The organism is Paragemmobacter straminiformis, from assembly GCF_014243445.1.
Classification (GTDB): domain Bacteria; phylum Pseudomonadota; class Alphaproteobacteria; order Rhodobacterales; family Rhodobacteraceae; genus Paragemmobacter; species Paragemmobacter straminiformis.
Map to the genome: position 1 here is coordinate 1,080,650 of NZ_JACLQD010000001.1, position 14,177 is coordinate 1,094,826.

Annotated in this window: 12 protein-coding genes; 3 read left to right on the forward strand and 9 right to left on the reverse strand. The window is 63.7% G+C overall.

The window, feature by feature from the left end:
• Nucleotides 1-6: 6 nt before the first annotated feature.
• From atpA to H7F16_RS05140, 3 genes are all read right to left on the reverse strand, one after another.
• Nucleotides 7-1,545, reverse strand: a complete 1,539-nt coding sequence (gene atpA, locus H7F16_RS05130; RefSeq protein ID WP_185796446.1) for a F0F1 ATP synthase subunit alpha — start codon at nucleotides 1,543-1,545, stop codon at nucleotides 7-9.
• Nucleotides 1,545-2,105, reverse strand: a complete 561-nt coding sequence (locus H7F16_RS05135) for a F0F1 ATP synthase subunit delta (RefSeq protein ID WP_185796447.1) — start codon at nucleotides 2,103-2,105, stop codon at nucleotides 1,545-1,547. The genes atpA and H7F16_RS05135 overlap by 1 nt, the downstream gene beginning before the upstream one ends.
• Nucleotides 2,106-2,487: 382 nt before the next feature.
• Nucleotides 2,488-3,249 (reverse strand): class I SAM-dependent methyltransferase, encoded by a 762-nt coding sequence (locus H7F16_RS05140; RefSeq protein WP_185796448.1) that lies wholly within the window; start codon nucleotides 3,247-3,249, stop codon nucleotides 2,488-2,490.
• A 62-nt stretch (nucleotides 3,250-3,311) separates the two neighbouring features.
• Here H7F16_RS05140 and gloB point away from each other — a divergent pair, with 62 nt between their 5' ends.
• Together gloB and clpA are read left to right on the forward strand one after the other, a co-directional pair.
• Nucleotides 3,312-4,079 (forward strand): hydroxyacylglutathione hydrolase, encoded by a 768-nt coding sequence (gene gloB, locus H7F16_RS05145; RefSeq protein WP_185796449.1) that lies wholly within the window; start codon nucleotides 3,312-3,314, stop codon nucleotides 4,077-4,079.
• 169 nt (nucleotides 4,080-4,248) lie between these two features.
• On the forward strand, nucleotides 4,249-6,567 hold the full coding sequence (gene clpA, locus H7F16_RS05150; protein WP_185796450.1) for an ATP-dependent Clp protease ATP-binding subunit ClpA: 2,319 nt from the start codon (nucleotides 4,249-4,251) through the stop codon (nucleotides 6,565-6,567).
• A 126-nt stretch (nucleotides 6,568-6,693) separates the two neighbouring features.
• Here clpA and H7F16_RS05155 read toward each other — a convergent pair whose 3' ends face one another.
• The 3 genes from H7F16_RS05155 to H7F16_RS05165 all read right to left on the reverse strand — a co-directional run bounded on the left by H7F16_RS05155 (nucleotide 6,694) and on the right by H7F16_RS05165 (nucleotide 10,048).
• Nucleotides 6,694-8,265: a peptidoglycan -binding protein gene (locus tag H7F16_RS05155; protein WP_185796451.1), complete on the reverse strand. Its 1,572-nt coding sequence runs from the start codon at nucleotides 8,263-8,265 to the stop codon at nucleotides 6,694-6,696.
• A 3-nt stretch (nucleotides 8,266-8,268) separates the two neighbouring features.
• On the reverse strand, nucleotides 8,269-9,438 hold the full coding sequence (locus tag H7F16_RS05160; RefSeq protein WP_185796452.1) for a biopolymer transporter ExbB: 1,170 nt from the start codon (nucleotides 9,436-9,438) through the stop codon (nucleotides 8,269-8,271).
• Nucleotides 9,439-9,511: 73 nt separating this feature from the next.
• Nucleotides 9,512-10,048 carry a gamma-glutamylcyclotransferase gene (locus H7F16_RS05165; protein WP_185796453.1) on the reverse strand — a complete coding sequence of 179 codons (537 nt, stop codon included), beginning with the start codon at nucleotides 10,046-10,048 and terminating at the stop codon, nucleotides 9,512-9,514.
• 63 nt (nucleotides 10,049-10,111) lie between these two features.
• On the opposite strand from H7F16_RS05165, the gene H7F16_RS05170 reads away from it, so the two are divergent.
• A complete protein-coding gene (locus tag H7F16_RS05170) occupies nucleotides 10,112-11,101 on the forward strand; it encodes a DUF2125 domain-containing protein (RefSeq protein WP_185796454.1) in 990 nt (329 codons plus the stop codon).
• Here the strand turns inward: H7F16_RS05170 and H7F16_RS05175 are convergent.
• The 3 genes from H7F16_RS05175 to hisC all read right to left on the reverse strand — a co-directional run bounded on the left by H7F16_RS05175 (nucleotide 11,098) and on the right by hisC (nucleotide 14,153).
• Nucleotides 11,098-11,787: an extensin-like domain-containing protein gene (locus H7F16_RS05175; protein ID WP_185796455.1), complete on the reverse strand. Its 690-nt coding sequence runs from the start codon at nucleotides 11,785-11,787 to the stop codon at nucleotides 11,098-11,100. The genes H7F16_RS05170 and H7F16_RS05175 overlap by 4 nt on opposite strands.
• A 345-nt stretch (nucleotides 11,788-12,132) precedes the next feature.
• Complete coding sequence (locus tag H7F16_RS05180) at nucleotides 12,133-13,071, reverse strand: prephenate/arogenate dehydrogenase family protein (RefSeq protein ID WP_185796456.1); 939 nt, start codon at nucleotides 13,069-13,071, stop codon at nucleotides 12,133-12,135.
• Nucleotides 13,068-14,153: a histidinol-phosphate transaminase gene (gene hisC, locus H7F16_RS05185; protein WP_185796457.1), complete on the reverse strand. Its 1,086-nt coding sequence runs from the start codon at nucleotides 14,151-14,153 to the stop codon at nucleotides 13,068-13,070. Before hisC ends, H7F16_RS05180 begins: the two co-directional genes overlap by 4 nt.
• Nucleotides 14,154-14,177 lie beyond the last annotated feature (24 nt).

The following is a 14,177-nucleotide window of genomic DNA, read 5'->3' on the forward strand; positions in this document are numbered from 1 at the left end:
CCGCCCTCAGGCGAAGTCTTTCGCGAACTTGTCCAGCTCGGCCCGGATCGCCTTCTCCAGATCGCCCGCAACCTTGCGGTCGTTCTTGGTGATGTCTTCCAGAAGGGCCTTGCCCGTGGTCCGCAGATGCTTCAGCAGGCCCGCTTCGAACCGGCCAACGTCCTTCACCGCGATCTTGTCGAGGTAGCCGTTGGTGCCCGCGAAGATCACGCAGACGATCTCGGCGTTGGTCATGGGCGAATACTGGTTCTGCTTCATCAGCTCGGTCAGACGCGCGCCGCGGTTCAGCAGCTGCTGGGTCGAAGCGTCAAGGTCCGAACCGAACTGCGCAAAGGCCGCCATTTCGCGGTACTGCGCCAGTTCGAGCTTCACCTTGCCGGCAACCGACTTCATCGCGTTCGTCTGCGCCGAAGAGCCGACGCGCGACACCGACAGACCGGTGTTCACAGCGGGGCGGATGCCCTGATAGAACAGTTCGGTTTCAAGGAAGATCTGCCCGTCGGTGATCGAGATCACGTTCGTCGGAATAAAGGCCGACACGTCGCCGCCCTGCGTTTCGATGATCGGCAGCGCGGTCAGCGAACCGGCACCGAAATCCTCGTTCAGCTTGGCCGACCGCTCCAGAAGGCGCGAGTGGAGGTAGAAAACGTCGCCCGGATAGGCTTCACGTCCCGGCGGACGGCGCAGCAGCAGCGACATCTGGCGGTAAGCCACGGCCTGCTTGGAAAGGTCATCATAGATGATCAGCGCATGGCGGCCGTTGTCGCGGAAGAATTCCGCCATCGCGGTCGCCGAATAGGGCGCGAGGAACTGCATGGGCGCCGGGTCCGAAGCGGTCGCGGCCACGACGATCGTGTAGTCGATCGCGCCGGTTTCTTCCAGCTTCTTCACAAGCTGCGCCACGGTCGAACGCTTCTGGCCGATGGCGACGTAGATGCAATACAGCTTCTTGCTCTCGTCGTTGCCAGCCGCTTCGTTGTACGACTTCTGGTTCAGAATGGTGTCGAGCGCCACGGCGGTCTTGCCGGTCTGGCGGTCGCCGATGATCAGTTCGCGCTGGCCACGGCCTACGGGGATCATCGCGTCCACGGCTTTCAGGCCGGTTGCCATCGGCTCGTGAACCGATTTGCGCGGGATGATGCCGGGGGCCTTCACGTCAGCGACGCGACGCTCGGTCGCCGCGATCGGGCCTTTGCCGTCGATCGGGTTGCCAAGGCCGTCAACGACACGGCCCAGCAGCGCGTTGCCGGCGGGCACGTCCACGATGGACTTGGTGCGCTTGACGGTGTCGCCTTCCTTGATGTCCTGGTCGGAACCGAAGATCACGACGCCGACGTTGTCGACTTCGAGGTTCAGCGCCATCCCGCGGATACCGCCGGGGAATTCCACCATTTCACCGGCCTGGACGTTGTCCAGCCCGTGCACACGGGCGATCCCGTCACCAACCGAAATAACGCGGCCCACTTCGGCCACTTCGGCATCCTTGCCGAAGTTCTTGATCTGCTCTTTCAGGATCGCAGAGATCTCAGCAGCCTGAATTCCCATCACCCAACCTCTTTCATTGCATTCTGGAGAGCCGCGAGCTTCGACCGCACCGAAGTGTCGATCATGGTCGAGCCCAGCTTGACGACAAGACCACCGATAAGTGTCTCATCGACGGCGGTTTTCAATTTCACGTCCTTGCCCACCCGCGCTTTCAGCGTGTCGGCCAGTTTCTTCGCCTGATCGGCGGTCAGCGCCGCGGCGCTGGTCACTTCGGCGGTCACCTCGCCCTTTTCGGCGGCGATGCGCGCCAAAAGGTCGGTGACAAGCTGCGGCAGCACGAACAGGCGCCGCTTCTGCGCCATCAGCGCCAGCGTGTTTGCGACCAGCACAGACACGCCCATCTTGGCGGCGATGGCGGCAATGGCACCTGCCTGTTCGTCACGCGACACGACCGGCGAGCCGATCATCGCGACAAGTTCGGGGCTTGCGGCCAAAGCCGCTGCAAGCGCGTCGGCATCCCGTTCCAGCGCCTTGAGGCCGCCTTCTTCCTTAGCAAGGTCGAAAAGCGCCGTGGCGTAGCGTGCGGCGATGCCGGAGGAGATCGAAGCTGGTTCGGACACGTCAACCCTTCCGCTGTTTTCGCCCCGTCCCGCTGACCCGCAGGCAAAGGCTTCCCAAGGCGCACGCTGTTGCGCGCGTCGGTGTGAATTTGCGGCGTCATTAGCAGAGGTGCAGGAACCCCGCAACCGTCAAGGAAGCGTGAACGTGACTGATTTGGTCATGATTTTCTGGGGGTTTCGCCAAAGCGCCCGCCCCTGCGACTCTTTGCGCGGGGCGGGGGCGGCAAAGCGGGGTGCAAACCGCCAGAATCAGCGCGCTTTCCAGACCGTGCAACACCGTGCCCGACCCTGCGGCCCGCCCCTGCCGCCGCCGCCCCTGCCGGACAGCCGCGCCAAATCCGTCCGAACGGATCTGCAAATTTCTTCGAAGAAATTTGCCCGCTCAGTCGCCTTGCGTCATCGCAGGTTCCGGCACGCCCTTGCCCACGCCTTCCAGCACCCGCAAGGGCCGCCGCACCACCGCCCCCAGCCCCCCGCGCGTGGGGGCATAGACCTGCTTTGATGCCTCGACCATCAGCACCCCGCCCGCCAGCCACGGCCCGAAGCGCCGCCCGAAGCCTTCCCAGTAATCCGCCGTCCGCAGCCAGAACCGCCCCTGCGCGGGGGGCGAGAACAGCGCGGCGCAGGTGCGCTCCGGCGTAAAGCCGTGCCGCTTCAGCTGCGTTTCCAGCTGCGACATCGAATAGGGCCGGCCAAAGCCAAAGGGCGTTCCGTCCCGCCGCGACCACAGGCCCGACCGGTTCGGCACGATGAACATCGCCTTCCCCCCCGGCCCCAGCACGCGATGCGCCTCTTGCAGCACCTCCGAAGGGTGTTCCGACGTTTCCAGCCCGTGCATCAGCACCAGCCGGTCGATGAACCCCGTCGAGATCGGCCAATGCTCCTCCTCGCACAGCACCGACACGTTCTCCAGTCCCGCAGGCCAGGGCATCACCCCCTGCGGCCCCGGCATCAGCCCGATTACCCGCCGCGCCTCGGTCAGGTAGGGTCGCAGCAGCGGCACGGCAAAACCGAAGCCCGCCACCGTCTGCCCCGCCTGCACCGGCCACAGCTTGACCACCTGATCGCGGATCGCCCGCTGCGCCACGCGGCCCAGCTGCGTGCGGTAATAGAAATTGCGAAGGTCGAGCACGTCGAGGTGCATTGCACTTGGCTTTCCTGCCGGTCCAGACTGGCGACAGCATACCCAAGACAGGGACAAAGACCATGCCGCTCGAACTCGTCACCATCCCCTGCCTCAAGGACAATTACGCCTACCTGATCCACGACCCCGAAACCGGCGAAACCGCCGTTGTCGACGTGCCCGAGGCCGCCCCCATCCTCGCGGCGCTCGGGCAGCGCGGCTGGCGGCTGACCGACATCTGGCTTACCCACCATCACTGGGACCATATCGACGGCGTCCCCGCCCTGCGCGACGCGACGGGCGCTCTGGTCACCGGGGCTGCGGCCGATGCCCACCGCCTGCCCCCGCTCGATTTGTCCCTGCCCGCGGACGGCAGCTTCACCCTCGGCCGCCACAGCGTCGAAACCCTCGAGGTTCCCGGCCATACCGTCGGCCACATCGCCTTTCACATCCCCGCCGCAGGGCTTGCCTTCACCGGCGACAGCCTGATGGCCGCGGGCTGCGGCCGCCTGTTCGAAGGCACCCCCGACCAGATGCACGCCAGCTTGCAGAAACTGGCGCGGCTGGCCCCCGGCACGCTGATCTGCTCGGGCCATGAATACACCGCCGCGAACATCCGCTTCGCCCTGACCCTTGAACCTTCCAACGCTGCGCTTATCTCTCGTGCAGACAAGGTGGCGACGCTGCGCGCAGGCGGGCATCCCACCGTTCCCGTCACCCTTGCCGAAGAACTGGCAACCAACCCCTTCCTCCGCACCCACAGCGCGGAAATAAGGGCCAACACCGCCCTTGGCACCGCCCCCGACGCCAAGGTTTTTGCCGAAATCCGGTCCCGCAAGGACAGCTTCTAGGCATCCACCGCCACCAAACGATCACTTTTTCCGGTCCTTTGGCGGCAAAGCGAAATTAGCGCCAATTTGTCCTTGAAGTGCGGCGAATAAAGCCGAAGTCTAAGGGCATGAGGCCACGGCTGGATCGGGTCCGTCGACCCGTCCGGCCCGCAGGACAGGAGCACCCAACGTGCCGTCATTTTCGACCACACTCGAGCAGGCCATCCACGGCGCACTCGCTTTGGCGAATGCACGCCGCCATGAACTCGCAACGCTGGAGCATCTGCTTCTGGCGCTGATCGACGAACCCGATGCAGCCCGCGTGATGAAGGCCTGCTCGGTCAACCTCGACGATCTCAGGAAAACCCTGATCGAATTCATCGACGACGACCTCTCCACCCTCGTCACCGATGTCGAAGGGTCCGAGGCCGTGCCGACCGCAGCCTTCCAGCGCGTGATCCAGCGCGCCGCGATCCACGTCCAGTCCTCGGGCCGGACCGAGGTGACGGGGGCCAATGTCCTCGTGGCCATCTTCGCCGAACGCGAATCCAACGCCGCCTATTTCCTGCAAGAGCAGGACATGACGCGCTATGATGCGGTGAACTTCATCGCCCACGGCGTCGCCAAAGACCCGTCCTACGGCGAATCCCGCCCCGTCTCCGGTGCCGAAGAACATCAGGAAACACCGAAAGCCGAAGCCGGCGAGGCGAAGGAATCCGCCCTGTCGAAATACTGCGTCGACCTCAACGTCAAAGCCCGCAAGGGCGATGTCGACCCCCTGATCGGCCGCGATGCCGAAGTCGAGCGCGCGATTCAAGTCCTGTGCCGCCGCCGCAAGAACAACCCGCTTCTGGTGGGCGATCCGGGCGTGGGCAAAACCGCCATCGCCGAAGGTCTGGCGTGGAAGATCGTCAAGAAAGAGGTTCCCGAAGTTCTGGCCCATGCCACGATCTTCAGCCTCGACATGGGCGCGCTTCTGGCCGGCACCCGCTACCGTGGCGATTTCGAAGAGCGTCTGAAAGCCGTCGTCAAAGAGATGGAGGATCACCCCGACGCGATCCTGTTCATCGACGAAATCCACACCGTCATCGGTGCGGGCGCCACTTCGGGCGGGGCGATGGATGCCTCGAACCTTCTCAAGCCCGCGCTTCAGGGCGGCAAACTGCGCTGCATGGGTTCGACCACCTACAAGGAATTCCGCCAGCACTTCGAAAAAGACCGCGCCCTCTCGCGCCGCTTCCAGAAGATCGACGTGAACGAACCTTCGGTCCCCGATGCCATCAAGATCCTGATGGGCCTCAAACCGCATTTCGAGGAACATCACGACCTGCGCTACACCTCCGACGCCATCAAATCGGCGGTGGAACTTGCCGCGCGCTACATCCACGACCGCAAACTGCCCGACAGCGCGATCGACGTGATCGACGAGGCGGGCGCCGCCCAGCACCTTCTGCCCGAAGGCAAGAAGCGCAAAACCCTTGGCACCAAGGAAATCGAGGCTGTCGTGGCGAAAATCGCCCGCATCCCCCCGAAGAACGTGTCCAAGGACGATGCCGAAACCCTGCGCGATCTGGAAAAAACCCTCAAACGCGTCGTGTTCGGTCAGGACAAGGCGGTTGAAGCACTCTGCTCGGCGATCAAACTCGCCCGCGCCGGCCTGCGCGAGCCTGAAAAGCCCATCGGCAACTACCTCTTTGCCGGTCCGACAGGCGTCGGCAAGACCGAAGTCGCCAAACAGCTTGCAAGCTCGCTCGGCGTGGAACTGCTGCGCTTCGACATGTCGGAATACATGGAGAAGCACGCCGTTTCCCGCCTCATCGGCGCGCCTCCGGGCTATGTCGGCTTCGATCAGGGCGGCATGCTCACCGATGGCGTCGACCAGCACCCCCATTGCGTCCTGCTCTTGGACGAAATGGAAAAGGCGCACCCCGATGTCTACAACATCCTGCTTCAGGTCATGGACCACGGCAAACTGACCGACCACAACGGTCGCACGGTCGATTTCCGCAACGTGATCCTGATCATGACATCGAACGCCGGCGCGCAGGAAATGTCGAAATCGGCCATCGGCTTCGGGCGCGAGCGGCGCACGGGCGAAGACACCGCCGCCATCGAGCGGACCTTCACCCCCGAATTCCGCAACCGTCTGGATGCGGTGATCTCCTTCGCCCCGCTTGGCAAGGAAGTGATCCTGCAAGTCGTCGAGAAGTTCGTCCTGCAACTCGAAGCGCAGCTCATGGACCGTGGCGTTCACATCGAACTCACCCCCGAAGCCGCCGCTTGGCTGGGCGACAAGGGCTATGATGACAAGATGGGCGCCCGCCCGCTTGGCCGCGTGATCCAGGAACACATCAAGAAGCCGCTGGCCGAAGAACTGTTGTTCGGCAAGCTGGTCAAGGGTGGCGTGGTCAAGGTCGCGGTCAAGGATGACGGCATCGTGCTGAACATCGAAGAACCGGCCAAGCCGCGCCTGACAGGCTCGAAGCCGCCGCTGCTGACCGCCGAGTAAGGCGCGACCCCGACACAAGACCAAAGGCCCCTGCCGCAAGGCGGGGGCCTTTTTCTTTGCCGCACGGGTGAAGAAAGTCTTAAGCCGCCGTGTCAAACCTGTGCATCAGATGTGCATCCGCACCATTTAACGCTCGGTCAATTTCAACTCGATCCGACGGTTCTGCGCGCGGCTCGCCTCGTCGTCGCCCGCCGCTACGGGGCGGTATTCCCCGAACCCCGTCGCGGCCATCCGCTCGGGCGGGAAACCAAGGGCCGTCTGCATGTAGCGAACCACCGAAAGCGCCCGCGCCTGCGACAGCTCCCAATTGTCCTTGAACAGCCCCGTTCCCAGCAGCGGGATATTGTCGGTATGGCCGTCCACGCGGATGATCCAGTCAATCTCGGGCGGGATATCTCCCTTGATTTCATTCAATATTTTCACCACTCCGGCAATCTGCGCCTGCCCTTCCGGGGCCAGATCGGCCGCCCCCGGTTTGAACAGGACCTCGCTGGAAAACACGAAGCGGTCACCCACCACGCGCACCCCTTCGCGCCCGTCCAGCAGCGACGACAGCTTGCCAAAGAATTCCGACCGGTATCGCGCCAGATCGGCGTTTTCCGCCTGCAAACGCAGCTTTTCCGCCTCTTCCAGTTCGGCCCTTTTCCGCTGCTCGGACGCCACCTGCGCCAAGGCCGCGTTCAACTGCGACCCAAGGTTTTCAAGCTGCACCTTGGCCTTGGCATCCTTGTCCGCCGCCTCGTTCAGCACCGCCTGAAGGCTGGCCAACTGCCCACGAAGCGAGGCGATCTGCTCATTCAGCAGCGCCATTTTCCGCTGCGCTTCCAAGGACTTGGCCTGTTCCTCGCTCAGGGCTTGCTTCGCCGCCTCAAGCGCCGCGTCCTTGCCGGTCAACCCCTCGGCCCGCTTCGCCGCCTCGGATTTGGCAGCCGCCAAAAGGGTCAGCGTATCCTCGGCGCGCTGCCGCTCTTCTTCCAATGCAAGCGTCATCGCGGTGATCTCGTCATCGGATGATTTCAGCTTGTTTCGCAATTCTTCCAAGGCCTTGGCATCCACCAGCCGTGCCGCCTCGGCATCGCCCAGCTTGGCGGTGGCTTCGGTCGATTGCCGCCGCAACGTCTCGACCAGCGCGGCCATCGCCTCGCGCCGCGCCGCCGCAAGCCGCGCCTCTTCCGCCTGCTTGTCGATCTCGGACCGCGCCTTGGCCAGCGCCAGTTGCGCGGCCTCTTGCTCGGTCAGCAGTTTTTGTTGTGCGGTTTCAAGCTCTTGGACAGTGCCTGTCAGCTTGTTCTTTTCCGCCAGAAGCGATGCGACCTGCGCTTCAAAGCTGACGATCTTGCCTTGCGCGGTCGCCAAATCTCCCTGCGCCGTCGCCAACTGCCCCGAAAGCGAGGCGATCAGCGACGCCTGTTTCTCTCCCTCGGCCTTTGCCGCCGCAAGCGAGGCGTCCAGTTCCCCCACCTGCGCCGTCAGCTCGGCAGCCTTCTTCTTTTCCAGCCCCAAGGCATCGGCCAATTGCGCGATCTGGTCGGTCAGGCTGTCCAACTCGTTCGACTGCGCCGTGATCGTGTCGCGCAGCACCACCTGCATCACGGTAAAGATGGTCAGAATGAACATCATGACCATCAAAAGCGTGGTCACGGCGTCCACAAAGCCGGGCCAGATCATCGCAGTATCTCGGCGCGACCGAAGGCCCATGATCTACCCCCGCCCGACCGTGCCACGCGACAGCGTGCGGATCGCGGCCGTCAACGCAGCGATGTCGCCGCGCAGATCGGCCGTGCTTTCCTGACGTCCGGCCGAAATTTCTTCAAGTATCCTAAGCAGTTGCACGTCGATCGACCGCAGGCGCATCCGGCTTTCGGCATCCGAATGCGCGCCTCCCTCGGCCCCCGTCAGTGCCGCGACCAGCCGGTCCTGCCCTTCGGCGATCCGGTTCAGGGCCGCCGCCTGTCCGGTTTCGGCCTCCATCCGCTCGGCCAGCTTGGTGATGGCGCGGGCAAGATCGTCGATCTTGTCTTCGACCATGACACGCGTGATATCGGATTGGGTATAAAGGGATTGCAGCGCATCCATCTGCGCCGCCATCTGGTCGACCACAGCCGCCATCGCATTGCTGTCGCCGCCTTCGCCATCAGAAGCAAGGCTCACGCGGGTGATCGACGACAGCCACTCTTCCAACTCGCGGTAGAAGCGGTTCTGCCCGTGTCCGGCAAAAAGTTCGAGCAACCCCACAACCAAAGATCCGGCAAGGCCCAGCAAGGACGAGGAAAACGCCGTCCCCATCCCGCCCAACTGGTTCTCGAGGCCCCCCATCAACTTCGTGAAAACCTGTATGCCCGTTTCACCCTCTTGCGGGGCAAGCGAGCGAATGGTTTCGACCACCGCCGGAACCGTGGTGGCAAGGCCGTAGAATGTGCCGAGAAGCCCCAGAAAAATCAGCAGGTTGGTCAGATAGCGGGTGATATCCCGCGCCTCGTCGATGCGGGTGGCGACCGATTCAAGGATGGACCGCGACGAGGAATTCGAGATCTGCATCTTTTTCCCGCGCGATCGCAAAAGCGAGGCGAGCGGCGCCAGCAAACGCGGCGGGCGGGTGTTTTCGTGCCCCGGAATATGGCGCACGAAATCCTCGATCCAGCTGACCGACTGCATCAGGATGAACACCTGCCAGAAGCAGGTCAGCACCCCGAGGAAAAAGACGCCCGCAATGAAACCGTTCAGCAACGGGTTTGTCTGGAAAATGCCCGCCACCTGCGCATGGATCACCCAGGCACCCGTGGCGACCAGCACGACAACGACCAGCATGAACACCAGTTGCCGGATCGGCTGGCTGAAGGTGGTGGCCGGCTCGGCCCGGAACTTGTCCATCAGGTCACATCCACAAGGTTCTGCTGCGCGATCACCATAACAGCCCGACGCCCCATGCCAAGGGGAAGCCCGTTCACGAACACAGTTGCCGGACCCTTGCGGCCAACCAGTCGAGGTCGGCATCGGCGATGCCAAGTGCTGCAAGATGTTCCGCGGTCGAATAGAGGTAGTCGCGGTTCGGCCCACGTCCGCCTGTCGCATGGGCAATGATTTCGGCCTGCTCCTCGAGCGGCAGGCCACCGCAATACTGTTCATGCACGGGGTCGATGACATAGGCCAGCGCCGTGACCTGACGGCCATCCGACAGGGTCACATCAAGCCATTCCTCGATATATGCGGAAGATATGAGCTCTCTTTCCCGCAATGCCGCCAGCGTTTCGTCTTCGGCGCCTTCCGCCACGCGAAAGGCGACGCCGTCGCAATGCACGCCCGTGGCCCTGTCCAGCGCCAGCACCAGACCCGGCGCTTCGACCGAGCCGCGATGGTGGATCGAGCGCATGCAGAAACTGCGGTGCCAGCCCGCCAGCCGCGCCACATGGCGTTCGGCCACGGGAAATTCCGGATGCCAGATCAGCGACCCATAGCCGAAGACCCAAAGCGCAGCTTTCATTGACTGGCCCTCATGTTGCCGCACCTGTAGACAACAGGGCGTTGAACTTGGAAAGGGCGTCCGATGCGGGCATTGCTTGTCGCGGTTCTGATCGCGGCCATTCTTTGGGCCGGTTACTGGGTCGTCGGTTCGCGTCTTGTCGAACGCGAGGTGACGGCTTGGTTCGCGGCACCGCATGGCGATGTGACGGCAGCGCAAAGCGATATCACGGTTCTGGGCTTTCCCAACCGCTTCGACCTGACCGTGACGGACCCCGCCCTTGCCGATACGGCCCGTGGCTGGGGCTGGCGTGCGCCCTTTGCGCAGGTGTTCATGATGACGTGGAAGCCGTGGCACCTGATCGCGGCCTTGCCGCAAGAGCAGGAAATCGACACGCCTTTCGGCCCCTTCCGCCTGACGTCGAGCCAGTTCGAAGGCAGCCTCGTGATGATCCCCGGCACGGCATTGGCGCTCGACCGGACGGTTGTTTCCGCCGACAATCCGGCCTTGCTGCGCGCCGACGGGTGGGAGGTTTCGGCCACCAAGGCGACATTCGCCACGCGCCTCGCGCCCGATGACGCCAAGGCGCACGAAATCGGGATCGAGGTCACGACCCTGACACCGCCCGCAGAGTTCCGCATGGCGCTGGCGAACCGGTCCGCCCTGCCCGAACAGGTCGAAAAGGTGCGGCTTGACATGGTTGCAACCTTTACCGCGCCGATTGACCGTTTTGCCGCCGTGGCCCGGCCGCGTTTGTCCGCACTACGGGTGAAGGAAGGGCTTTTGCGCTGGGGCGATATGGTCATTTCCGCCAATGGCGAGGTAAGCCCCGCCGCCGATGGCACCGCCGAAGGCCGGATCGAGCTAAGGGTGCAAAACTGGCGCGAACTGGTTCCCGTGCTGGTCGCGGCGGGGTTGGTGACAGCCGAAGTGTCGCCAACCGTAACACGCGCCATGGAATTGCTGTCGGAACAGGGCGCGAACCCCGACGTGCTGGACATTCCGCTGGTCATGCAATCGGGGCGCATGACGCTGGGGCCGCTCCCCCTCGGGCCGGCGCCGCAGATGTTCTAGCGGCAGTAGGGGCCGTTGCGGTAACCGGCGGTGTCGAAATGCAGATGGTCTTCGTGGTAGCCATCCGATCCGGGGCCGAGCGTCGTGCCGAAGATGCCGCAGGCGGCCTTGTGCGCCTTGCGGATCTGCCGATTGTAGTCTGATTTGACCGTCCATTCGCTGCCATCGGAAAAGACGAAGGCCGAAATATCCACCGCCTTGCCGCGCCCGTGTTCGCTGATCTTGTTGCCGCGAATGTTGTTACGCGGACGGCAGACGTAGCTTCCGGCAATCTGCAACTCGACCACATCTTTGGAGAAGGCGGGCTGCATGCCCTTGTCGATCCATGTCTTGAGGGCCGTTGCCGTGTTGCAGTCGATCGTCGCCCCGCCCCGCAGGCGTATGCCGTCGATCGACGTGACGCGGACCGGTTCCTCGACCCCGCAGCCTTTGACTTTCGACGTTATCGGCGCCAGCTCGTCGCCGCGAATGTCGGGGTCGCCGCAGACATAACCGTCGGTCGGGACCGGCTTTTTCGGTTTGCGGTTGCCGAAAAGCGCCCCGAGGCCGCCGCCACGCGCGGGTTCGTCGGCTGGTGCTGCTTCGACCGGCGCCGAAGCCAGCAGAACGTCGGGGCGTTTCCTGGGGCGCAGGGTGCCATCGGTCGCGGGTGACACGGTGACCGCCAAAAGTGCAGGAACCGGCATCGCAAGGCTTGCAGGACGCGGCAGGGGGCGCGGTATCTGACCGCTCAGGGCAGGCGGCAGCGCGGCAAGACCGGCGGCCGGGCTTGCTGTCGGCAGGGCAATCGTCGCAGGTCGCGGCTTGGGTCGCGGCCCCTGCAGGGCCTGCGGAACCGTTGCAAGCGCCGCGACTGGCACCGCTTGCGGCAGGGCGGCTGTTGCCGGGCGCGGGCGCGGCCGAACCGGGGCTGCGACTGGCTGGGCAGATGCCATGTCCATCGGGCGCGGCAGAGGGCGCAGCGAGGTCGTCATTTCAGCCTGCGCGGCACTGCCTGCCACCAACAGGGCAGCAAGGGCCAGACGGATCACCTAGGCATCTTTCTTGGCGGCCACGCGGCCGAAATCGGGGGCGGCAGTATCCTGTCCGGCCTCGATGATCCCGCGACGGATCGCGCGGGTGCGGGTGAAATAGGCATGCAACTCGTCACCATCTCCCATCCGGATGGCCCGCTGCAGGACGAACAATTCCTCGGTAAAACGGCCGAGGATATCCAGCACGGCATCCTTGTTGGTCAAAAACACATCCCGCCACATCGTCGGGTCCGACGCCGCGATACGGGTAAAGTCCCGAAACCCCGACGCGGAATACTTGATCACTTCCGAATTCGACACGCGCCGCAAATGATCGGCCACGCCCACCATGGTGTAGGCGATCAGGTGCGGGGTATGCGACACGACTGCCAGCACGAGATCATGGTGGGCGGCGTCCATTTCATCGACATTCGCCCCCATACCCTCCCACAAGGCGCGCAGGCGCGAGGTCGCTTCCGGGGTCGAGGTTTCGGTCGGCGTCAAAAGGCACCAGCGGTTCTGGAACAGGGTCGCGAAGCCCGACCTTGGGCCGGAATGTTCCGTTCCTGCAAGCGGATGGGCGGGCACAAAGGCCACGTCGGCGGGAATATGCGGAGCAACGGCTGCAATCACCGCCTGCTTCACCGAGCCGACGTCGCTGACGCAGGCACCCGCCTTCAGGCGAGGGGCGATTTCGGCGGCAATTTCGCCCATAGCACCCACGGGCACGCAAAGCACGACCAGATCGGCACCGTCGACGGCTTGCGCCGCTGTGTCGAACACCTTGTCGCAAAGGCCGATTTCCAACGCCGTCGCCCGCGTTTCCGCCGACTTTGCGTGGCCGGTGATCTCGCGTGCCAATCCGAATTGGCGGATCGCCAGTGCCATCGAGGAAGCGATAAGCCCAAGCCCGATGAAAGCTACACGGTCATAGATCGGCGCGGGCTTGGCAGTCATTTCACACCTTTGAACTGCGCCACGGCATGTGCAACGCGGCGGCAAGCGGCCTCGTCACCGATGGTGATGCGCAGACAATGCGGCAGCTTGTAACCCGCAACGCGCCGCACGATCAGCCCTTGGGCCTGAAGGAAGGTATCGCAGGCGGCGGCTTCCTCGTCAGAGGCAAAGCGGGCGAGGACAAAATTCGCCATCGAGGTATCCGAGGGCACACCCAATTCGGCCAGCGCCTCGGACAGCCAGTGCCGCATGCGGGCGTTTTCGGAACGGCACTTGGCGACGAATTCCTGATCGCGGACCGCAGCTTCTGCGGTTTCAAGCTGCGTGTTCGACAGGTTGAACGGGCCGCGGATGCGGTTCAAGACGTCGATGATCGCCTTTGGCCCGTAGCCCCAACCGATCCGCAATCCGCCCAGACCATAGATTTTCGAGAAGGTCCGCGTCATGACGACATTGCTGCGGCTTTCGATCAGGGCAAGACCGCCGTCGTAGCCGTCGACATATTCGGCATAGGCCCCGTCGAGAACGAGGATGGCTTGCTTTGGCATCCCTTCGGCCAGACGCTGGACATCGGCCATCGAAATCATCGTGCCGGTCGGATTGTTCGGGTTGGCGATGAACACCAGTTTTGTGCGCCGGTTGCAGGCGGCAAGGATCGCATCGACATCGGTCGTGCGTTCACGCTCGGCCACCTCGACGGGCGTGGCCCCGACCGCAAGCGCCGAAATCCGATACATAAGAAAGCCGTGTTCGGTGAAGACCACCTCGTCCTTGGGGCCGGCATAGGCCTGACAGAGGAATGTGATGATCTCGTCGGAACCCACGCCGCAGATCACCCGCTCGGGGTCGAGGCGATGCACTTCGGCAATCGCCTCGCGCAAGGCGGCGTGGTCGGTGTTGGGGTAGCGATGCAGCGAATGGACCGTGCGGGCAAAGGCTTCCTTGGCCTTGTCCGAAGGGCCGAAGGGGTTTTCGTTCGATGACAGCTTGACCGCATTCTGCACGCCCGCCACATGCGCCTTGCCGCCCTGATACAGAGCAATGTCAAGGATGCCGGGCTGCGGTTTGATGGCGTCGGTCATGGAACTCCCCCCTGTCACGCGGCT

Excerpts from the sequence above, each read along its gene's own strand:
- atpA (WP_185796446.1), bottom strand. The coding sequence starts at position 1,545 with ATGGGAATTCAGGCTGCTGAGATCTCTGCGATCCTGAAAGAGCAGATC.
- H7F16_RS05140 (WP_185796448.1), bottom strand. The coding sequence starts at position 3,249 with ATGCACCTCGACGTGCTCGACCTTCGCAATTTCTATTACCGCACGCAG.
- gloB (WP_185796449.1), top strand. The coding sequence starts at position 3,312 with ATGCCGCTCGAACTCGTCACCATCCCCTGCCTCAAGGACAATTACGCC.
- H7F16_RS05155 (WP_185796451.1), bottom strand. The coding sequence starts at position 8,265 with ATGGGCCTTCGGTCGCGCCGAGATACTGCGATGATCTGGCCCGGCTTT.
- H7F16_RS05160 (WP_185796452.1), bottom strand. The coding sequence starts at position 9,438 with ATGGACAAGTTCCGGGCCGAGCCGGCCACCACCTTCAGCCAGCCGATC.
- H7F16_RS05165 (WP_185796453.1), bottom strand. The coding sequence starts at position 10,048 with ATGAAAGCTGCGCTTTGGGTCTTCGGCTATGGGTCGCTGATCTGGCAT.
- H7F16_RS05170 (WP_185796454.1), top strand. The coding sequence starts at position 10,112 with ATGCGGGCATTGCTTGTCGCGGTTCTGATCGCGGCCATTCTTTGGGCC.
- H7F16_RS05175 (WP_185796455.1), bottom strand. The coding sequence starts at position 11,787 with ATGCCGGTTCCTGCACTTTTGGCGGTCACCGTGTCACCCGCGACCGAT.
- H7F16_RS05180 (WP_185796456.1), bottom strand. The coding sequence starts at position 13,071 with ATGACTGCCAAGCCCGCGCCGATCTATGACCGTGTAGCTTTCATCGGG.
- hisC (WP_185796457.1), bottom strand. The coding sequence starts at position 14,153 with ATGACCGACGCCATCAAACCGCAGCCCGGCATCCTTGACATTGCTCTG.